Annotated in this window: 15 protein-coding genes; 5 read left to right on the top strand and 10 right to left on the bottom strand. The window is 68.5% G+C overall.

The genetic code is table 11. The features are described from left to right. Positions 1-65: 65 nt before the first annotated feature. From WJ16_RS00770 to WJ16_RS00795, 6 genes are read right to left on the bottom strand one after another with little or no spacing between them, the layout of a single operon-like run. On the bottom strand, positions 66-3,434 hold the full coding sequence (locus WJ16_RS00770) for a glycosyltransferase (protein WP_069255450.1): 3,369 nt from the start codon (positions 3,432-3,434) through the stop codon (positions 66-68). Between the two features lie 2 nt (positions 3,435-3,436). Next, a complete protein-coding gene (gene rffA, locus WJ16_RS00775) occupies positions 3,437-4,594 on the bottom strand; it encodes a dTDP-4-amino-4,6-dideoxygalactose transaminase (RefSeq protein WP_069246841.1) in 1,158 nt (385 codons plus the stop codon). Between the two features lie 56 nt (positions 4,595-4,650). Continuing rightward, entirely contained in the window at positions 4,651-5,298 is a 648-nt protein-coding gene (locus WJ16_RS00780; RefSeq protein ID WP_069255451.1) for a class I SAM-dependent methyltransferase, read from the bottom strand. Positions 5,299-5,308: 10 nt separating this feature from the next. After that, positions 5,309-6,031 carry a WbqC family protein gene (locus WJ16_RS00785; protein ID WP_157126703.1) on the bottom strand — a complete coding sequence of 241 codons (723 nt, stop codon included), beginning with the start codon at positions 6,029-6,031 and terminating at the stop codon, positions 5,309-5,311. Continuing rightward, on the bottom strand, positions 6,028-7,413 hold the full coding sequence (locus WJ16_RS00790; RefSeq protein ID WP_069255452.1) for an NAD(P)/FAD-dependent oxidoreductase: 1,386 nt from the start codon (positions 7,411-7,413) through the stop codon (positions 6,028-6,030). The genes WJ16_RS00785 and WJ16_RS00790 overlap by 4 nt, the downstream gene beginning before the upstream one ends. Beyond that, the gene (locus tag WJ16_RS00795; RefSeq protein WP_069246845.1) at positions 7,410-8,195 is read right to left on the bottom strand and encodes a class I SAM-dependent methyltransferase; all 786 of its coding nucleotides are present in this window, start codon (positions 8,193-8,195) and stop codon (positions 7,410-7,412) included. The genes WJ16_RS00790 and WJ16_RS00795 overlap by 4 nt, the downstream gene beginning before the upstream one ends. A 407-nt stretch (positions 8,196-8,602) precedes the next feature. Here WJ16_RS00795 and WJ16_RS00800 point away from each other — a divergent pair, with 407 nt between their 5' ends. The 3 genes from WJ16_RS00800 (at position 8,603) to WJ16_RS00810 (ending at position 15,313) form a co-directional block, all read left to right on the top strand. Next, positions 8,603-10,390, top strand: a complete 1,788-nt coding sequence (locus tag WJ16_RS00800) for an O-linked N-acetylglucosamine transferase, SPINDLY family protein (RefSeq protein WP_069255453.1) — start codon at positions 8,603-8,605, stop codon at positions 10,388-10,390. A 241-nt stretch (positions 10,391-10,631) separates the two neighbouring features. Further along, a complete protein-coding gene (locus WJ16_RS00805) occupies positions 10,632-12,830 on the top strand; it encodes a tetratricopeptide repeat protein (protein ID WP_069255454.1) in 2,199 nt (732 codons plus the stop codon). Beyond that, positions 12,827-15,313 carry a tetratricopeptide repeat protein gene (locus WJ16_RS00810; RefSeq protein ID WP_069255455.1) on the top strand — a complete coding sequence of 829 codons (2,487 nt, stop codon included), beginning with the start codon at positions 12,827-12,829 and terminating at the stop codon, positions 15,311-15,313. The genes WJ16_RS00805 and WJ16_RS00810 overlap by 4 nt, the downstream gene beginning before the upstream one ends. 249 nt (positions 15,314-15,562) lie before the next feature. Here the strand turns inward: WJ16_RS00810 and WJ16_RS00815 are convergent, their stop codons facing one another. The 3 genes from WJ16_RS00815 to WJ16_RS00825 form a co-directional block, all read right to left on the bottom strand. Then, positions 15,563-15,859 carry a flagellar protein FliT gene (locus WJ16_RS00815; RefSeq protein WP_011350579.1) on the bottom strand — a complete coding sequence of 99 codons (297 nt, stop codon included), beginning with the start codon at positions 15,857-15,859 and terminating at the stop codon, positions 15,563-15,565. A gap of 28 nt (positions 15,860-15,887) precedes the next feature. Continuing rightward, positions 15,888-17,306: a flagellar filament capping protein FliD gene (gene fliD, locus WJ16_RS00820; protein ID WP_069255456.1), complete on the bottom strand. Its 1,419-nt coding sequence runs from the start codon at positions 17,304-17,306 to the stop codon at positions 15,888-15,890. A 184-nt stretch (positions 17,307-17,490) separates the two neighbouring features. After that, entirely contained in the window at positions 17,491-18,309 is an 819-nt protein-coding gene (locus WJ16_RS00825; protein ID WP_069255457.1) for a flagellin domain-containing protein, read from the bottom strand. Positions 18,310-18,852: 543 nt separating this feature from the next. On the opposite strand from WJ16_RS00825, the gene rpsU reads away from it, so the two are divergent. Beyond that, on the top strand, positions 18,853-19,065 hold the full coding sequence (gene rpsU / locus WJ16_RS00830) for a 30S ribosomal protein S21 (protein ID WP_006401410.1): 213 nt from the start codon (positions 18,853-18,855) through the stop codon (positions 19,063-19,065). A 121-nt stretch (positions 19,066-19,186) separates the two neighbouring features. On the opposite strand, the gene WJ16_RS00835 is transcribed toward rpsU, so the two are convergent. Further along, positions 19,187-19,789 (bottom strand): DNA-3-methyladenine glycosylase I, encoded by a 603-nt coding sequence (locus tag WJ16_RS00835; RefSeq protein WP_069255458.1) that lies wholly within the window; start codon positions 19,787-19,789, stop codon positions 19,187-19,189. 142 nt (positions 19,790-19,931) lie between these two features. Between WJ16_RS00835 and WJ16_RS00840 the strand changes: the two genes are divergently transcribed. Next, positions 19,932-20,813: a glucosamine kinase nucleotide-binding domain-containing protein gene (locus tag WJ16_RS00840; protein ID WP_069255459.1), complete on the top strand. Its 882-nt coding sequence runs from the start codon at positions 19,932-19,934 to the stop codon at positions 20,811-20,813. The last annotated feature ends 137 nt before the right edge of the window (positions 20,814-20,950 follow it).

Consider the following 20,950-nt stretch of genomic DNA (forward strand, 5'->3'; position numbering starts at 1 on the left):
AGGGCGCGCTGCCAGGATAGCGCGCCGGCCGCCAGCGTCAGGCAAGCGGCACGGCGCGCGCCGAACTACGCGATCGCGGCATCGGCGGGCGTTCGTGCCTGCGCAGCACGCCCGTCGCCCGCCTCGACGATCAGCGTCCAGTCGAACGCCGGCAGTGCGCAGAGCTGCTCGACGGTGGCCGTGTACTCGTGAGCGGGCGCGTGCAGGTAGCGCACCGTGTCGGTCCATTCGGGCAGCGGTGCCTGCGACGTGGTCAGCACGACCGCCAGCAGATCCTGTTCCGGCCGCCTTGCGATTTCCTGCAGGCTCAGCCGGACCTTGTCGAGGTCGCCCTCGGCGTCCAGGATCAGCGCGCCGGGGATCGGCGCATCCGGCCGGCCGGGCTGGTTGCCGACAGCGCCTTTGTCGATGCACTGCTGATACACATGGCGATAGCGCGGCAGCGCCTGCTGCAGCGCGTGATGCTTGCGGACCTTCGCCTGCGCCGTGCGCGCGAGCCCGCGGCGCAGCGCCGGGTTCGCGATCAGCCGGTCGAGCGCGTCGACCCAGGCCTGCGGCGCATCCGGGACCAGCAGGCCGTCGCAGCCGTCGTGCAGCGCGAAGCGATAGGCTGGCCGGTCGCTGACGATCGAGGGGATGCCGGCCGCCGCGTATTCCTGCCACTGGATCGTGCTCGTGCCGGCGTTGTAGTCGTGGTCGGCGAGCGGCAGCAGCGCGATGTCCCAGCGCCGTTCCGGCAGGCGTTGTGCGTGCGCGTCGTAGTCGTGAAGCTCGGGCTCGCACCCGGCGGCCGGATGGCCGGCCCAGCCCGGCGGGACGTCCGCGCCGACGAAACTCACCCTGACCTTGCCGGGATGGCGCGCGCAGATCGCCTGCAGCGCCGCGTCGACGAGCGCGAAGTTGTCGGCGCGCAGCGACGCGCCGGCGATGCCGATCGTCACGCAGTCGCCGCCGCGCGCCGTCACGGGGCGGTAGAACCGGTCGAAGTCCACGCTGTCGGGCAGCACGTGAACGCGCGGGTGCGACAGCCGGTAGCGGCTGGCGATGAACGGCGTGGATACGATCACGGCGTCTGCGTTGCGCAGCATGAGCTCGATCCCCGCGCGGGCCATCCCGCCTTGCGCGGCGAGCGGATGCGCGGGCGGCAGGTCGGTCAGCAGGTCGTCGGTCTCGTAGATCACCGGCTTTTCATGCTTGAAGATCGTGTACAGGTCGTTGCCCGTCAGCAGGCCGGGCGTCAGCCGGTGCAGCAGGATGGCGTCGGCCGTGGCCAGCACGCTGCTGTCGATCTGGCCGTCCCGGATGCCCGGGACGAGTTCCCATTCGTCGTTCAGCAGACCGAACGGCAGCGTGAGGCGAATTCGCGACGACGCGCATGTGTCCGGATCGATCGAATACACGATCAGACGCTTGCGGCGCGGTGCGGCGTCCGCAGTCGCGGCGACGGGCGCCAGCGTCCGGTTCTCCGCCAGCAGCCGCGCGTACAGCGCACCGTGGCGCGCGGCGTTGCGGCCGATGTCGTGCTGCGCGCGGATCGCATCCTGCGCGGCCGCGGCGAGTTGCGCGCGGGTTTGCGGATGCTCGATCAGGTGCGCGATCGCGTCGACCCACGCGTCGGCGGTGTCGGCGACGAGCCAGCCCGTGAGGCCGTGGACGACCGAGCAGCCTTCCGCCGGCGTGGCGACGAGCACCGTGGCCGCGCCGGCCGCCGAGCATTCGAGCCATGTGCGCGGCGGCGCATCGTCGTGCAACGTGACCGGCGCCGCGACCAGCGCGATGTCGAGGTCCGCGCGCTTCAGCGCGTCGGCGTAGCTGTCGTAAGGGGCAGGCTGCGCGATCAGCGTGACGTCCGGTTCGCGGTCCCAGCCGGCCGGCAGCGCCGCGCCGACGAACGACACCCGGAGCTTCCCCGGAAACCGGCGGCGGAGCTCGGCCAGCGCGTGGCGGACCTGCTCGAGACGCGCGTCGTCGAGATCGGTGCCGGAAACCGCGAGGTTCACGTGGTCGCGCACGCCGGGGGCCGTGCGGTGCAGACGCTCGAGATCGACGCCGGTCGGCAGCACGTGGACCGCTGCGTTGACATGACGGTACTGCCGCACCAGCGCTTCCGACGGCACGACGAGCGCATGCGCGCGCTGCACGGCGCTGCGGATGCCCGCCTTGCGGCGCGCGTTGTCGGCCGCGCCGGGGAGGTCGGCGAGCAGCGTGTCGAGCGGCACGTCGATGTCGAGGACGACCGGCTTGCCGAGCGAGAACAGGTGCTCCAGCGTGGCGGCGGACAGCAGGCCCGGCGTGTCGCCCTGCAGCACGATCAGGTCCGCGCGCTGCAGCGCGTCGGGATCGATGCCGGCTGGCGTGACGGGGAAAGTCAGCGCCCATTCGCGGTCCAGCCGCGCGAACGGCTGCGCGAAGCGCAGGCTGGCGCGCGCGTGGCCGGCCGGTTCGGCGGTGACGACCGCGATGCACGAGCGCGGCGCGGACGCGGGCTGCCCCTGGGCGGCGGCGCCCGTCGCGACAGCCTGCGCATCCAGCTTGTCCGCGTGGGCCTGGGTCCGCTCGACGAAGTTCCGCAACTGCTGCCAGAACGTCTCCTCTTCCTTCAGGTAGACGCTGCGCGCTTCGTGAACGGTGGCCTTCGCGTGGGCGATCTCGTGTTCGTCGAGCCCCCACGCGATGCCCTTGCCGTCCATCACCCACCGGGTCGGCTCCGACAGCGACGCGTCATTCATGATGCACACGACCGGGCAGCCGCACAGCAGCGCTTCGAACACGGCGGTGGACCATTCGTACGTGTACACGCACTCGACCTGTCGGAACAGCGCCGCGAGTTCGTGCGCCGAACGTTCCGGCACGCGGGTCGAGATTTCGATCGACTCGGCGGTGACCGGATGCAGCGTGCCGCCGCGCCGCAGGTGGCGATTGATGAAGACGGCCGTGCCGTTGCGGCGGGCATCGTCGACACCGTCGCTGTTGAAGATACGCGTGTCGACCAGCGGCATGCGCAGCAGGTCCGCCTTCCAATCTTCGGGCACCAGCGACGGCCCGAACGTGAAGATGAGGTCGTTCGGTTGCAGGCTGATCGGTTCGCCGTTGATGCGGCCGGGCTCGGCCAGCAGGTAGCGCACGACGCAGCGCGCGTTGAACGGATTGCCGGCGACGACGTCCGGATAGACGACGATCGGGCTGCGATTCGCGCGGGCGTGCGCCTGCACGATGTCGTTGGTCAGCGGCGGCGTGCGCAGCTCAGGATGCACGACCGGCGTGCAGACGTACGCTTCGTGGCCGAGCAGGTTCAGCACGTGGCACAGGTAGTGCATCGCGCGGATCCCGCCGGAGGTTTGCCGGAAATTCGGCGCGTGTATGTAGTACGGGTGGTCGAGTCGCGTAAAGATGCGCGAACCGCCGTGCGCCAAGCCAGGTTGGGGAGTCGTCATCGTTATCGGGTGCGGTAGAAATTGAAGACCACGTCGAGGATGCGATCCTGTTCGGCTTCGGTCATGTCGTGGTACAGCGGCAGCCGGACGAGCCGGTCGGCGACGAGGTCCGTCACCGCCATGCCGGACCCGCAGCGCCCGTAGCGCTGGCCGGCCGGCGAACTGTGCAGCGGCACGTAGTGGAACACCGCGTTCACGCCCACCGCGCGGATCTGCTGCAGCAGCTCGGTGCGTTCGGCGAGGTCGCGTGCGAGGAAATAGAACATGTGGCCGTTGCCGCGCTCGGCGAGCGAAATCGCGGGCAGCTCGATCAGCCCGTCCGCGTGCAGCGGCTGCAGCGCGTCCTGGTAGCGCTGCACGGTCGCGCGCCGCTGCGCGGTGATCACATCCGCGTGCTCGAACTGCGCGTACAGGAACGCCGCGATCAGCTCGCCCGGCAGGAACGACGAGCCGACGTCCACCCAGGTGTACTTGTCCACCTGCCCGCGGAAGAACTGGCTGCGGTTGGTGCCCTTCTCGCGGATGATCTCCGCGCGCTCGACGAGGCGCGGGTCGTTGACCAGCAGCGCGCCGCCTTCGCCCGAGATCACGTTCTTGGTCTCGTGGAAGCTGAGGCACGCGAGGTGGCCGAGGCTGCCGAGCGGCTTGCCGTTCCACGTCGACTGCAGCGCCTGGGCGGCGTCCTCGATCACCCACAGGTCGTGGTCCGCCGCGAGCTGCCCGATCACGTCCATGTCGCATGCGACGCCCGCGTAGTGCACCGGCACGATCGCGCGCGTGCGCTGGGTGATCGCGGCGGCGATCTGCGTCTCGTCAAGGTTCAGCGTGTCGCGGCGGATGTCGACGAACACCGGCGTCGCGCCGCGCAGCACGAACGCGTTGGCGGTCGACACGAACGTGTAGGACGGCATGATCACTTCGTCGCCGGGCTGCACGTCGGCGAGGATCGCGGCCATCTCGAGCGCGGCCGTGCACGAGTGCGTGAGCAGCGCGCGCTGGCAGCCGACGCGCGCTTCCAGCCAGCGGTGGCAGAGCTTCGTGAACGCCTGGTCGCCGGCGAGGCCGCCCTGCTCGACCGCTTTCGCGATGTAGTAGAGCTCCTTGCCGACCACGAACGGGCGGCCGAACGGAATGCAGTCGAGATTGGGTGGGCCGAACATGGTCAGGCTCCGCGGTAAGGGGGACGTTTGGCCGCGCGGCTCGCGCGCGGCGCCGCTCAGATGTCCTTGCGGACGAGAATCGTGAATTCGTACAGGCCGTAGTCGTGCAGCAGCGCGACGTGGCGCGAATAGCGGCGCTTGCAGCGATCGAACAGCACGCATGGGTCCGCGTAGTACAGGAGGTCCGGGCGCATGAACGGCGGATCGGAATACGACGTCAGGCAGTTGAACGCGAAGCCCAGCCGGCTCGTCGCGTGCAGCGTGTCGAGCGTCGCGTGGATGTAGTCGAGCCACGCGTCGTCGCCGTGACCGCGCCTGACGTTGAAGATGCCCGATGCGATCCCGTAGTCCGACGCGGCCTGTGGCACCGCGCCGACATGAAACGCGACGTTCGCGTCGTCACGGTAGCGCTGCCGCGCGGCGTCGACCATGTCGGACGAGATGTCGTAGCCCGCATATGCGAAGCCGTCCGGCAGCGCGCGCGCCTTCAGGAAATCGACCAGCGCGCCGTAGCCGCAGCCGATGTCGTTCACCGAGTGGCCGCCGGACGCGGGCAGGATCTTCGTCAGTTGTTCGAAGCGCAGGAACTGGCCGGTTTCGCCGTTCCAGTCGACGCCGCGCGCGGTCGCGCCGTGCTCCGCCAGCCGCGCGCTGTAGTACGCGGCCACTTCTTCCAGCAGGCTCGCATGCCGGGATTCGCTCATGGACATCACCTCAGTCTTTCGAGGTCAGCGCGTACCGGCGCGCTTCGGGACCGCAGTTGAACAGCACGTCGAGCACCGTCACGCCGTGGACGAAGTCGCCCCACTGCTGCGGATACTCGGGATAGGTCGGATAGTCGAACCAGCGCACCGCGACGCCGGCATCGGCGAACAGGTTCTCGTCGAGGTAGCTGCGCGCGGCCGGGCCGGACAGGTACTCGGTCGCGCCCGCCTGCACGCACAGGTTCAGCAGCTTCTCGGTGCGGTCGCCGTGCAGCGCATAGTCCGACGTCGACGACACGCGCGTGCCGATCTCCAGTTGCCGGAGGACCCACGTCAGCATCGCGAAATTCAGCTCGCTCAGCATCCCGTAGGTGCGACCGGTGTAGAGCGCTTCGAGCTCGTCCGCATAGCGCGCGAAGTGCGGCGCGCGCGCGTAGTTCTGCTGCAGGGCCTTCCAGTGCAGCGGCGCCCAGTCGGCGCCGTCGATCTCGGTTTCGCGGATCGACTGGTGATACTTGCCCTTCACCTTCACCGGCACGCTCAGCCATTGCACGCCCTGCGGCGTCTTGATCTGGTTGCGGTTGCGCCAGTCGCGGCGCGTGTACTGCGCGTCATCGTAGAGGATGAACTCGTCGCTGGCGGCGATCAGGTCGAAGTAGCCCTTCCACGGAATGTAGTTGGACTGGACGATCGCCACCCGCTTCGCGTCGCGGTTCATGGTCGCACCGCTCATGCCGGAATGTGGCCGTACCGGTACATGTCGACGAGCTCGGGCGGAATGCCCCAGTCCGTTGCGCCCAGCTTGTCGTGCAGCGCCTCCAGGTCCGCGCGGATCGCGTTCTGGAGCTGCTCGACCATGCGGTTGCGCGCCGGCACGAAGTCGTGCTGGTACGCGGCATTGATCTGATGGCGTACCGTCTTCGCGATCGCGGCCTCGCGCGTCATGTTGCGGATCAGCGGGCGTTCGGGCGCGAGTTCCGCGTAGCGCGGATCGATCGGTTCGCCGCGCATCGCCGCGACGAGATCGCGGCTCAGCACCGGCGACAGGTGGAAGCCGTCGCGCTTGGTGCCGCCGAGAATCCACAGGTCGCGCACGCTGGTTTCGCCGAACAGCGGATACAGGTCGGACGTCGTCGGCCGCCAGCCGACGTTGACGTTGACCAGGCTCGCGCGCGAGAAGCGGGTGTTGATCTGGTCCATCGCGGACTTGAGCAGCGTGTACGCGCTGCCGGCGTGGCCGTGCTCGTGCGGCACCGGGCTGATGTAGTTGCTGGCGCCGACGAGGGTCCGGTCAGGCCCGTGCGGCGCCGAATACACACCGCACGCGAGGCCGCGGTTGGTCGTGCGCACGCAGTGCGTGTGCACGTTCTCCGCGCTCTGCAGTTCAACCGACATGCCGACGCCGTAGAACATCCGCTGCACCGGCAGTTCGGGCAGGCTCGCCTGCAGCACGCGCGTCACGTTGGCGCCGTTGCAGAGGATGAAGCGGTCCGCGCCGAGCATGCTGCCATCGGACAGGCGCGCCCCGGTGACGCGTCCGGCCGCGGTGTCGAGCCGCTCGACCTCGGCGTCGATGAAGCGCACGTTGCCGGCTTGCGCGACCGACTCGGTCAGCGCATCGAGAAACTGTTTCGGATTGACCCAGCCTTCGCGCTTCAGGAAGACCGCCTTCAGCGCGCGATAGCGCGGGTCCGGATGATAGTTCGGGATCCCTGACGGATCGACCGCCTCGCAGGGCTCCTCGAATTCGCGGCAGAACCGCTGCATGGCCGCGAAGTTCTCGTCGTCGAGCGCGTCGGTCGCCGCGTTGTTCAGCACGAAGGTGCCGAAGCCGTGCGCGATCGCGCGCTCCGGCGTGCAGATTTCAGCGAATACGGCGGGCCAGGCCGCCGTCGCGCCGCGGCTCAGCTCGAACTTGAAGCGGTCGATCGGCGCGCCGAGCGAATCGCCTTCCAGCTCGGTGAACGAATTGAGCATCGCCGCCGCCGCGCGCGTGGCCGAGCCGGGCCGATGCGCGTGGCCGACGATCACGAGCTCGACGCCCGGGTCCGCCCGCTGCCATGCGCGGGCCGTCATCAGGCCGAGAATGCCGTTGCCGAGGATGGCGATTTTCATTTGCGTGCGCCTCCACCCTCGGGGAATGACAGGTAGCACAGCGACGGATAGGCCGCCGCCTTGTGGATCTGGTGCGGACGGTTGCCGAGCAGGTCGCGCAGGTAATGGACGCCTTCCGCGGGCAGCTGGCCGCCGCGGGTGAGCTGCCAGAACGCAACGACGCCGCCGGGCACCAGCCGCTCCATCACCGCGTCGAACGCGTGCCGGGTCGGCTCGATCACGTTCAGGTCGAACCACGCAAGTGCGACCATCTCGCCGGGATGCGCTTCGTCGAACGCCGCCAGCGTGTCGCGGCAGTCGCCTTCCCATACGTGGTGCTTGTCATGCACGTGCCCCATCGCGTTGCTGCGCTCGTGCAGGTTCAGCAGCTTGCGCAGCAGGTCGGCGTACTCGCCGGACAGCGAGTACGTGCCGTCGGAGAACAGCTTGCGGTCGCGCGTGTCGTGCTCGGCGAAGCCCGTGTAGCCCGTGAACGTATCGAATGCGTGGATGCGGCGCTGGAAGTTCAGCGGCTCGAGAATCGCGCGGAAGTTCTCGCACAGCACGGCGGTCTGCCCGCGCCACGTGCCGAGATCGAGGATCGCGCCCGGCAGCGGCACGATTTTTTGATAGATCTCAAAGGTCGCGAGAATGCGTGCGAGGAGCGAGCCGCGCACGAACAGGCCGAGCGACCGTTCCAGTTCCTCGCGCGTCGCGGGGTAGGTCTGCATCAGGTCGAACAGTTCGCGGCGCGCCGCGAGCTGATCGCCATCTGCGTTGGTGATGATCGCTGATTCGTGCATACACAGGGCTCCAGGCACAAAGGGTGTGACCGGACGAGCGCGTGTCGGCGCGGTGGCATCGGAATGCGCAACCGTCCGAACGTCGCAAGTCGGACATCTTTCTGCGATCAAGTCTAGCGAGCGCCGCCAGGATCGAATGTCGGATTAGCGGGTGGTTTCACCCCGCATTTCGATGGATTCGCGGGTGGTCCGGTGCGAATTCGGGCCCCCCGCGGGGGCGGCTTGCAGTAGCGGGAATAGCGACCAATTCCAGCACCTGCTCGCCAAATTGGAACGCGGCGTGCGCGAGGAGAATTCGGACACGTCGGAGACCGTCGGTGCGCGCGTCCGCAGGCGAAGGCGTGCGCCGACGCAGCGGAGCCGGCCGCGATTCGAATCCCGTATTGGCTACCAGGACGACATAGCTCATGATGCCCACCTCCCCCGCCGCCGCCACGATCGAACAGGCGCTGGCGCACCATCAGGCCGACCGGCTGGAAGAGGCCGAGACGCTGTACCGGCAGATCCTCGACACCGATCCCCGGCACGCGGACGCGCTTCACCTCCTCGGCCTGGTCGGCCATCAGTACGGGCGCTATCAGGAGGCATCCGACCTGATCATGGCGGCGATCGAGATCAGGCCGGACGCGATGTACTACTACAACCTCGGCAACGTGATGCAGGCGGACAACCGTCACGCCGCCGCCGCCGAATGCTTCCGTCTCGCAATCGAACTGCGACCCGACTACGTCGATGCGTACAACAACCTCGGCAACGCGCTTCGGCTCGCCGGCGATGCCCGCGCGGCCGTCGATGCGTTCTGCCAGGCCATCTCGCTGAAGCCGGACAATGGCCAGGCCTACAACAACCTTGCGAATGCGCTGTTCGACCTGAACGAGATTCCGGCCGCGCTCGAGGCTTACCGGCACGCGATCGCGCTGCGCCCCGAACTGCCGGAGCCGCGCAGCAACCTGCTGTTCGCGAGCCACTGCAGCGAAGCGTTCGACCACGACGCCTATCTCGCCGAGGCCGCGCGCTACGACGAAGTCGTCACGCGGTGCGCGACGCCGTGGACGGACTGGCTCGTCGACCTGACCGCCCGCGCCGGGCGGCCGCTCAAGGTCGGCATCGTGTCGGGGGACCTGAAAGCGCATCCGGTCGGCTATTTCATCGAGAGCATGCTGAAGCATCTCGACGCGAACCGGATCGAGATGCATGCGTACCCGACGCGCGACGTCGAGGACGACGTGACCGCCCGCATCAAGCCGGCCTTCGCGACGTGGACCTGCATTGCCGGTCTGAGCGACGAGGCGGCGGCCGCGCGTGTCCGCGCGGACCGCATCGACGTGCTGCTCGACGCGGCGGGCCACACGGTCTACAACCGCCTGCCGCTGTTCGCGTGGAAGCCCGCGCCGCTGCAGGCGAGCTGGCCCGGTTATTTCGCGAGCACCGGCGTGCGCGCGATCGACTACGTGATCGGCGACCGTCATGTGCTGCCGCCCGCCGAGGCCGCGCATTTCACCGAGCGGCCGTGGCATCTGCCGGACAGCTATCTGTGCTTCACGCCGCCGGCCGAGCCTGTCGACGTCGGCGCGCTGCCGATGCTCGCGAACGGCCATCCGACCTTCGGCTATTTCGGCAAGCTCGCGAAGATCACCGATCGCGTCGTCGCGGTCTGGTCGCGCGTGCTGCAATCGGTCGCGGGCGCGAAGCTGTTCGTGAAGGCGGAGCATCTCGACGATCCGCGCGAGCAGCAGGCGCTTGCCGCGCGCTTCGCGGCGCACGGCATCGACGCGCAGCGCCTGATCCTCGACGGCCGCTCGCCACGCGCCGAATACCTGGCCGCATACCGGCGCGTCGACCTGATGCTGAGCCCGTTCCCGTATCCGGGCGGCACGACGACCGCCGAAGCGCTGTGGATGGGTGTGCCCGTTCTGTGCCGGCGCGGCGAGCGCTTCCTGTCGCACATCGCCGAGAGCCTGCTGCATTCGGCGCGGCTGCCCGAGTGGATCGCGGACGACGACGACGCGTATGTCGCGAAGGCCGTCGCGCAGGTCGGCTCGCCCGCCGGGCTGGCGGCGCTGCGCACGACGCTGCGCGCACAGGTGCTCGCGTCGCCGCTGTGCGACGCGCCCCGCTTCGCGCGCCACTTCGAGGACGCACTGCACGGTATGTGGGCGCAGCACGTCGAAGCCGCGCCGGGCGCATCCGTGTGAGGCCGCTCGCGACGTGACGTGCGTGGGCATTTCCACGCCAGCGGCAAGCGGAACATGGCGCTCCTCGCGCCGAACACCTCGCCGGCCGACGTGATCGTCGTTCCGACCGGTAGCGCGTGCGCGACACCGTAGTCGGGACGGCACGCGACGAGATTGCGGCGTCGGCCGTGATGATCGGGCACGGCGGCAGGCGGATCGACTTCGGACGCGAACCGCATCCCTATTGAGCAGAGCAGACGAGATGGACGGAACAGCACAGGCATTGCAGGCGGCGCTCGAGCATCATCAGGCGGGGCGTCTCGCGGAAGCGAAGACGCTGTACGACGCGATCCTCACCGCGCAGCCGGGCCAGCCGGATGCGCTGCATTTTCTCGGGCTGCTGGCGTGCCAGCTGAAGCAGTACGACGCGGGACTCGCGCTGATGGAGCAATCGCTCGTCGAGCGGCCGGACGCGTCGTACTTCAACAACCTGGGCAACATGCTGCGCGAAAGCGGCCGGCTCGACGACGCGATCGCGCACTATCGGCGCGCGGTGGCGCTGCGGCCGGACTATCCGGAAGCGCACAACAACCTCGGCAACGCGCTGCGCGACGCGCGCGAGCCGGCGGCCGCGATGGAGAGCTGCGCGCGGGCGATCGAGCTGCGCCCCGGCTATGCGCAGGCGTACAACAACCTCGGCAACGCGTTGCAGGATCTGGGCGACCTTGATCGCGCCGCGTCGCACTACGGTCGCGCGATCGAGCTGGACCCGTCGATGGCGATGGCCCACGCGAACTTGAGCGCCGTGCGTCACCGGCAGCTGCGCTGCGCGGAGGCGCTCGCGCATGCGCAGGACGCGATCCGGCTCGCGCCGAACCTCGCCGAAGCGCACAACCACGCGGGCAACGCGTATCACGGACTGGACCGGCTCGACGCGGCGCAGGCCAGCCATCGCACGGCTGTCACGCTGAATCCGGTGGACGCCGGCGCGTGCCACAACCTGTCCGTCGTGCTGCTGAAGCTGCAGCGGCTCGACGAGGCGCTCGTGTATTGCCGGCAGGCGTTGCAGGCCGGCCCGCCGGCCGTGTTGATGCACGTCAATCTCGGCGACATCCTGCGCGCGCAGGGCAACGTCGATGCCGCGGTCCACGCGTATCGCGATGCGCTGGCGCTGGTGCGCGACGACGCCGACGACGTCGCGGCGACCGTGCTGAACCGGCTGCTGTTCAGCGCGGCGGCGTCCGCTTGCGTGAACCCCGCCGACTACCTGGCCGACGCGCGGCGCTACGGCCGGCACCTGGCCGCGCGTTCGACGCGCTATGCGCACGACCCGCGCGAGCGGGACGCGCGCGCACAAGGGCGGCCGCTGCGCGTCGGCTTCGTGTCCGGCGACCTGCGCCTGCATCCGGTCGGCATCTTCCTGGAAAGCGTGCTGGCGCACCTCGAGCGCACGCGCATCGACCTGCGCGTGTACGCGACCACGGACGAGGAGGACGCGATCACCGCGAAACTGAAGCCGCACGCGAACGGCTGGCGCTCGATCGCCGCGCTGGGTCCGGAGGCGGCCGCGCGAATGATTCACGACGACGAAATCGACGTCCTCGTCGACCTCGCGGGCCATACGCAGTCGAGCGGGCTTCCCGTGTTCGGCTGGAAACCCGCGCCGGTGCAGGCGAGCTGGCTCGGCTTCTTCGCGTCGACCGGCTGCGATGCGATCGACTACTTCATCGGCGACCGCTACACGCTGCCGGACGCCGAAGCGCATCACTTCGTCGAGAAGCCGTGGCGGCTGCCCGACAGCTTCCTGTGCTTCACGCCGCCGGCCTGCGACGTCGAGGTCGGCCCGCTGCCGATGGCGGCGAGCGGCCATCCGACGTTCGGTTGCTTCGGCCAGCTCGTGAAGATCGGCGACGACGTCGTGCGCGCGTGGTCGCGCATCCTGCACACACTGCCGGACGCGCGCCTGCTGCTCAAGGCGCATGAACTCGGCCGCGAGGGCGTGCGCGACGCGACCGCCGCGCGCTTCGCGCGGCATGGCATCGACGCGGACCGGCTGATCCTCGAGAGCGGTTCGCCGCGCGCGGAATACTTTGCCGCGTATCACCGCATCGACGTCGCGCTGAGCCCGTTTCCGTACCCGGGCGGCACGACCACGGCCGAAGCGCTGTGGATGGGCGTGCCGGTGCTCGGGATGAAGGGCAGCCGCTTCGTCACGCACATTTGCGAAAGCGTGCTGCACGCGGCGGGCATGGGCGAATGGGTCGCTGACGGCGAGGACACCTATGTCGCGAAGGCGATCGCGGCGGTGCGCGATCGCGAGCAGCTCGCGGCGCTGCGCGCCGGGCTGCGCGCGCAGCTGCTCGCATCGCCGTTGTGCGACGCGCGGCGGTTCGCCGCGCATCTCGAAGCGGCGTTCCTCGCCATGTGGCAACGCTATACGAACTCGGAGCAGGAAGCATGAACGATATCCACGACACGCTGCAGTCCGCGCTGGCGCATCATCAGGCGGGGCGTCTCGCGGAAGCGAAGGCGCTGTACGACGCGATCCTCGCCGCGCAGCCGGGCCAGCCGGATGCGCTGCATTTCCTCGGGCTGCTCGCGTGCCAGCTGAAGCAGTACGACGCGGGGCTCGCACTGATGGAGCAATCGCTCGTCGAGCGGCCGGACGCGTCGTACTTCAACAACCTGGGCAACATGCTGCGCGAAAGCGGCCGGCTCGACGACGCGATCGTGCACTACCGGCGCGCGGTGGCGCTGCGGCCGGACTTTCCGGAAGCGCACAACAACCTCGGCAACGCGCTGCGCGACGCGCGCGAGCCGACGGCCGCGATGGAGAGCTGCGCGCGGGCGATCGAGCTACGCCCCGGCTATGCGCAGGCGTACAACAACCTCGGCAACGCGCTGCGGGATCTGGGCGAGCACGAGGCGGCGGCGGCGAGCTACGCCAAGGCGGTCGCGCACCAGCCGCAATACGCGGATGCGTACTGCAATCTCGGCAACGCGCTGCATGCGCAGGAGAAATTCGACGATGCTGCGGATGCCTATCGTCGCGCCATCGCGCTGCAACCGGGCTTCCGTGTCGCGCACCAGGGACTGAGCGAGACGCTGCGCGCGGCAGGTGATCTGCGGGGTGCGGTCGACCATGCGCGCGAGGGACTCGATCCAGGCGACGCGGACGCGCACTGCGTACTGGCAAGGCTGCTGCAGCGTATCGGCGATTTCGACAAGGCGCTCGAACTGCTCGAGCAGGCGGTCGCGATCGACCCCGCGCATGCACAGGCATGGGCGTGGCTCGGCGATTTGCGCAACCAGCAGGGCGAATACGGGGAGGCTGTGCAGGCGTGCCGGCACGCGATCGAGCTCGATCCCGAACTGGCCGATGCGTACAATTTCCTCGGCTACGCGTATCACAACCTCAACCGGCTGGCGGCGGCGGAACTGAGCTACCGGCACGCGATCGACCTGAACCCCGACGATGCCGACGCCCATCAGAACCTCGCCGCCGCGCTGTTTCGGCTCGAGAAGTTCGACGAGGCGATGAAGCACACGGAGATCGCGCGGGAACTCGGCATCGATCCGCTGAAGCTCCAGATGACGCTCGGCGACATCCTCTGGGCGAAAGGCGATCTCGCCGGCGCGCTGGACGCATTCCGCACGGCAATCCGCTACGACCTGCATCGCGCGTACTCGCGGATGCTGTTCAACATGTCGAGTTCGCCCGCGTTCGAGCCGCAGGAGTGGGTCGCTGAAGCGCGCCGCTACGGCGAACATCTCGAGCGCGATGCGCTTCCGTTCGAGCACGACCGCGCGCAGCGCGTCGCGCAGGTACAGGGGCGGCCGCTACGCGTCGGCTTCGTGTCGGGCGACCTGCGGCAGCACCCGGTCGGCATTTTTCTGGAAAGCGTGCTGGCGCGGATCGACCGGTCGCGCATCGAGCCACATGCGTATGTGACGTTCATCGGCGAGGACGACGTGACCGCGCGGCTCAAGCCGAACTTCGCGAGCTGGAAGAAGGTGGTCAGCCTGGGCCGCGAGGAGGCCGCGAAACTGATTCGCGACGACGGCATCGACATCCTGATCGATATGGCAGGCCATACCGACTGGAGCGGCCTGCCGATCTTCGGACACAAGCCCGCACCGGTGCAGGCGAGCTGGCTCGGTTTCTTCGCGACGACCGGTTGCCGCGCGATCGACTATTTCATCGGCGATGCGCATACGCTACCCGCCGACGAGGCGCATCACTTCACCGAGCGGCCGTGGCGGCTGCCGGACAGCTACCTGTGCTTCACGCCGCCACCGTACGATGTCGCGGTCGGCCCGCTGCCGATGGTGGCTCATGGCGGCGTCACGTTCGGCTGCTTCGGCAAGCTGGTCAAGATCAGCGACGAGGTCGTCGCGCTGTGGTCGCACATCCTGCACGCGCTGCCGGACGCGCGCCTGCTGCTGAAGGCTCATGAGCTCGGCGCCGACGACGTGAACCAGGCGACGCTCGACCGCTTCGCGCGGCACGGCATCGGCGCGGATCGGCTGATCCTCGAAGGCGGGTCGCCGCGTGCAGAATACTTTGCCGCGTATAACCGCATCGACATCGCGCTGAGCCCATTCCCGTACCCGGGCGGCACGACCACGGCCGAAGCGCTGTGGATGGGCGTGCCGGTGCTCGGGATGAAGGGCGGCCGGTTCGTCACGCACATTTGCGAAAGCGTGCTGCACGCGGCGGGCATGGGCGAGTGGATCGCGACGGACGAGGAGGCGTACCTGACGAAGGCCGTCGCGTTCGCACGCGATCGTGACCGGCTGGCGACGTTGCGGGCAACGCTGCGCGCGCAATTGCTCGCGTCGCCGCTGTGCGACGCGTCGCGCTTCGCGCGCAACCTGGAGGACGCGCTGCACGGCATGTGGGCCTGCTACGCGTCCGGCGAGACGGCGACCCCGGACGCGTGACGAGCGGGGCGCGCCTCGGCTGGCAGCCGCGCTCGCGCATCGTTGGGCCGGCCGCCCGAGATGATCGGCGCGGCCGTCGAGCGGGCGACGCGGGCGATGCGGGCGTAGCCGGCGCGATCCGGCTCGCGCTCCCGCCTGCAGGCGAAAAAAAAGCCGCATGGAAGCGGCTCGACGGTACGGCGACAACGGACCGCTCGACTGGCGGCGTCTTTTAATTCGAAATGCGCGGCGGGCGAGACGCCCGGCCGGTCACAGCATGCCGGCCTTCTGGTACTGGCTCGCGGCCTTGATCCGCTCCTGGGACTGCGCAAATTCCGCAGCCAGGCGGTCACGGTCGGTCTGCGCATGCTCCGTGATCGACGCGTCGATCGCCATGATCTGCCGCACCTGGTCCAGCGCGTCTGGCGTCTGCTCGCCGGACAGGTTCATCAGCAGCGGCGAGCGTTCGTCGACGAGGGCCGCGACGCGCACCCAGTCGCGTGCGTCGGCTGCCGACTGCATCGCGCGGGTCAGGTCGAAGGCGCGGGACAGGGTGTCGTTCGTCATGGTCAGGTCCGTTCGGTGCGGTTGCGACTTACTTGTTGGTGGCCATCGCGCCCGCGCTGTTCTGGCCGCCGAACAGCTGGGTCAGGTAGCGGGTGTTGTTCGCCATCTGCGCCATCAGCGTGTTCAGCGCGGTGAACTGCGCGGTGTATTGCGTGGTCAGCTGGTTCGAGTAGGTCTGCAGTTGCGTGGCCTGATTCTGCACGCTCGTCAGATCGGCATTGATCGCGGTGGTGCGCTGGTCGATCAGGCCGGACGTCTGCGTGTACGAGTTGATGTTCGCATTGAGCGCCTGGGCGATGCCGTTCGTCTGGTTGAAGATCGCCGCCACCGCGGAACCGTTCGACTTGAGCGCGGTGGTCAGCGCGGCGGTGTCGACCGACATCGCGCCGGTCGAGTCCACGTTGATGCCGATGCTGCCGAGCGCATAGGTCGTGCCGCCCGTCGTGACGCCGCTGCTGAGCGTCGTCGCGAGCGTGTTCCTGATCGTGTTCAGCATCGCGTCGCCGAGCAGCGGGCCGGCGGTATTCGCCGTCGGGTCGTAGGACGACAGCGATTTCGCCGTGCTCACGAAGTTGCTGTATGCGGTCGCGAAATTGTTGATCGCGGTCGTCGCCGCGGCCGTGTCCTGCGACAGCGTGACGGTTTGCGTCGTGCCGACGGCGGCCTGCGACAGCGCCAGCGTGACGCCCGTCAGCGCGCCCGACACGTTGTTCGACGCGCTCGACACCGGCGTGCCGTCGATCGTCAGCTTCGCGTCGGCGGCCGGCGTGACCGTCGTGTACCCCGACGTCAGTTTCGAATTGACGCCCGTACCCGTGATCGAAATCGTGTTGGCCGCGCCGGTGGCGTTCGACTGCATCACGAGATGCTGGCCGTCCGAACCGGTGATGACCGATGCGGTGACGCCGGCATTGCCGGATGCCGAATTGATCGACGACGCGATGTCGGACAGCGACGCGCCGGCCGCCACGCTGACGTTGAACGCGGGGTTGCTGCCGAAGGTGATGCTCAGCGAGCCGGCCGAGATCGTGTCCGCCGACGTCACGCCGGCCGACGACAGCTTGTTGGCGGTCGCGAGTTGCGTGACATTGACCGAATACGAACCGGCCACCGCGCCGCTGCCGCTCGTGACCGTCGTCGCGATGCCGCTGCCGCTCGCCGTCGCGGCCAGGCTGCCGAGCGTGGTGCCGTTCGAGAGGCCGGTGAGCGCGGTCTGCAGCGCGGACAGCGCACCCTTCAACTGGCCGATCGCGGACAGCTGCGTATTGTCGTTCGTCTGGCGGGTCTGCAGGGTCTGCAATTGCCCGGCCGTCTTCGCGTTCACCAGCGTCGTGACGAGCGTATTGACGTCGAGCGACGAATTGGTCGCGCCGCTGATGATCGACTGTCCGGCCTGCGACAGGAGGGTGCTGATGTCTGTGCTGCTGACGGGGGTCGTGGTGGCCATGCCGTTGCTCCGGTCGTCCGCGCAACCAACGTGCGCGATGCGGCGGGGCGCCGCGGTTCAATGCAAAGAGGGAGGCGTGCCTCCCTGGAGAATTCCGATCCGGGTTGTTTCGGCGGCCGTCGCATGGCGACGCCGCCGGGCCCGGAGGCGGGCGGGCGCGCGGCCCGCCGCGGGTGCTGCTCGATTAGCCGAGGAGCTTCAGGACTTGCTGCGGCAGCGAGTTCGCTTGCGCCAGAACCGAGATACCAGCTTGTTGCAGCACTTGCGCCTTGCTCAGGTTCGCCGTTTCCGTCGCGAAGTCCGCGTCGGTGATCTGCGAGCGAGCGGCGGTCATGTTGGTTGCCTGGGTTTGCGTCGTCGAGATCGCAGCCTGGAACGTGTTCTGTGCTGCGCCCAGCGTTGCCTGGAACGTGTTGACTTGCTTCAGTGCCGCGTCGATCGCCGTGATCGCCGATTGCGCGCCCGACTGGGTGGCGACGCTCAGCGAGTTCACGCTCATGCCCGTGCTGTTCCAGTTCGCCGTGCCGAAGTCGACGGTAACGACCTGGTTCGCTGCTGCGCCGATCTGGAACGTGACGCTGCCGGCGCCGCCCAGGATGGTCTGGCTGTTGAACGTCGTTTGCGATGCGACACGGTCGATTTCGCCGAGACGCGTCGTCACTTCAGCTTGCAGGTTCGCGCGAGCGCTCGAATCCAGCGAGCCGTCGCCCGCTTGTTGCGCCAGCGTACGGATACGCTGCAGGTTGTCGACCGTCGATTGCAGCGCGCCGTTGGCGGTCTGGATCATCGAGATGCCGTTGTTCGCGTTTGCAACACCTTGCGTCAGCGCATTGATTGCCGCCGTTTGCGACGTCGAGATCGCGAGGCCTGCTGCATCGTCAGCAGCGGTGTTGATGCGCTTGCCCGACGACAGGCGGTTGATTGCTTGCGACAGTGCGCTTTGCGAGCCCGACAGATTCGTCTGCGTCGTCAGCGAAAGGATGTTGGTGTTGATGTTCAGCATTTGCTTCCTCGTTTTGGAAAATGCCTGGGATACAGACAGGTTCTGATTTCGGCGTTGCGCTTTATCGCGACTGGCGCTGCCCGCCTTTCCTGGTTGACGGCGACACCCGGCGAAAACTTTAGAGGGATGTTTGGGTAAATTCGGGACGGAAGGATGGTTGTCGGCCGAAAGGCACGCCCGGCTTGGCCGGCCGGGCCGCGGGGAGGCGCGGCACCCGGCCCCGTTCGACGGGGCGATCGGCCGCGTCACGCGGAGCGACGAACCGGGGGACGCAAAAGGGTAGTTTTATCTGTGATTCCCTGCTATGATGGCGGGCTGAATTGAGATTTCTGTCACGCCTCTGCCGTTTTCGGCATGTCTGCTGGCAGTCAAACGCGGCGCTGCACGCGGTTGTGAAGCGTACTCGCGGTGCTTTCCGCCTCTCTTTTCCGGCCTCCGAGGCCGTATTTCCGCTCGTTTCGCCTGTTCGTGGGGACGCTCGGTTGGCCGGTGCGTGGCGCTTGGCCGCTACGTTTTTGACCGTTTAAGCAATTTAGGAACGACATGACGACGATTCTTCTGAAAGAAAACGAGCCGTTCGAAGTGGCGATTCGCCGCTTTCGCCGTGCTATCGAAAAAAATGGCCTGATCGCTGAACTGCGCGAACGCCAGTCCTACGAAAAGCCGACCGCAGTCCGCAAGCGCAAGAAGGCAGCAGCCGTCAAGCGCCTGCACAAGCGTCTGCGCAGCCAGATGCTGCCGAAGAAGCTCCACTAAGAGCGTCTGACGGTTCGCCGCGAAACGGCGGAGCGTGCTTCGAAAGAAGCCGCTCCGCCGTTTTGCTTTTGGGCCCGGGAAAACCCCGGGGCCGCCGCGGTTGCGGCGCGCTTGCGCGCCGTCAGCCCGCGTTGCGCCGGCGAGCCGGCTGCTTGCCGGCGAGCGCCTTGCATTGCGCGTGGCACGGGCAGCCGACCTCGTGATCGTTGACCATCCCGGTGGCCTGCATCAGCGCATAGCAGATCGTCGAACCGACGAACTTGCAGCCGTACGCCTTCAGCGCCTTGCTGAGCGCGTCGGACTGTTCGGTCGACGCGGGGGCGTCGCGATACGACTGCCACGCGTTCTGGACCGGCGTGTTGCCCACGAACGACCACATGAACGCGGCGAGCGACCCATGCTCGTCGCGAATGCGCTGCACGGCCCGCGCATTGGTGACCGCCGATTCGACCTTCGCCCGGTTGCGCACGATGTCGGGATTCTCCAGCAGCTTCTCGATGCGCGTCGGCGTGAAGCGCGCGACCGCATCGACGTCGAAATCGGCGAAGGCTTCGCGGTAGCCCGCACGCTTGTTCAGGATCGTCGACCACGACAGCCCGGCCTGCGCGCCTTCCAGGATCAGCATTTCGAACAGGTGGCGATCGTCGCGCGACGGCACGCCCCACTCGGTATCGTGATAGTGAGCATCCGCTTCCGTCTTCACCCAGTTGCACCGCTGCGACATCGTCTGCCTCGCTTTCCGTATCGATTCGATCGCGCCAGCATAGCGGAAGCCGTTTTCGCGGAACAGCCGGCCGAACGGCAGATGGGCGCGCGGCGCCGATCCGGTTAAGCTTGGCGCCTGTTCGAATCAGCGGGATGAAGGCATGGCGGCATTACTTTTTGCGATCGGCATCGACGGCGGCGGCACCGGCACACGCGCGGTGCTGGCCGACCGGCACGGGCGCGAGCTCGCGCAGGGGCGCGGCGGCCCGTCGGGGCTCGGGCTCGGCATCGAGCAGGCATGGGCGTCGATCGGCGCGGCCTGCGCGAGCGCGTTCACGCAGGCCGGCTTCGCGTTCGACTGGTCGCAGTGCGCACTCGGCTGCGGGCTCGCGGGCGTCAACAACGCGGCGTGGCTCGCGGCATTTCGCGCGCAAGCGCCGCTCGGCGCGCTCGCGGTCGAGAGCGACGCATATACGACCGTCGTCGGCGCGCACGGCGGCGCGCCGGGGCTGATCGTCGCGCTCGGCACCGGCAGCATCGCGGCGGCGCTCGATGCGGGCGGCGTGTGCCGGATCGCGGGCGGTTTCGGCTTTCCGTCCGGCGACGAGGCGAGCGGCGCATGGCTCGGCGTGCGCGCGCTCGCATATGCGCAGCAGGCGCTCGACGGCCGCGTGCCGCGCGACGCGTTCGCCGACGCGCTGCTCGCGGAAACGGGCGCGCAGGATCGCGACGCGCTCGTCCAGTGGTCGTGCGATGCGAATCAGACGATCTACGCGCGGCTCGCGCCTATCGTGTTCGCGCACCGTTCGCATCCGGTCGCGCTCGCGCTGATCGCGCAGGCGGGCGACGAGATCGGCAAGATGATCGACGCGCTCGATCCGCAGCAGGCGCTGCCGGTCGCGCTGTGCGGTGGGCTGGCCGACGCGCTCGCGCCCGCCGTGCCGGCGCGCCACGCCGCGCGGCTGCGCGCGCCGCTCGACGATTCGGCGCATGGCGCGCTGCGGCTCGCGCTGCTGGCGCTGCGGGCGGCGGAAGGCGGCTGAGCGCGTGTGACGGCGAACACCGGCAAGCGGTGGTCGAGCGCACGTCGAAGTCGGGCCGGCGGCGGCTCGCGTCGAACCGTCCGGCGGCCAACCGGGCGCGACGTTAAAATGGCCGTTCCGCAGAGCCCTGAGCGCCA

Origin of the sequence: Burkholderia metallica (assembly GCF_001718555.1) — a bacterium.
Lineage (GTDB): Bacteria > Pseudomonadota > Gammaproteobacteria > Burkholderiales > Burkholderiaceae > Burkholderia > Burkholderia metallica.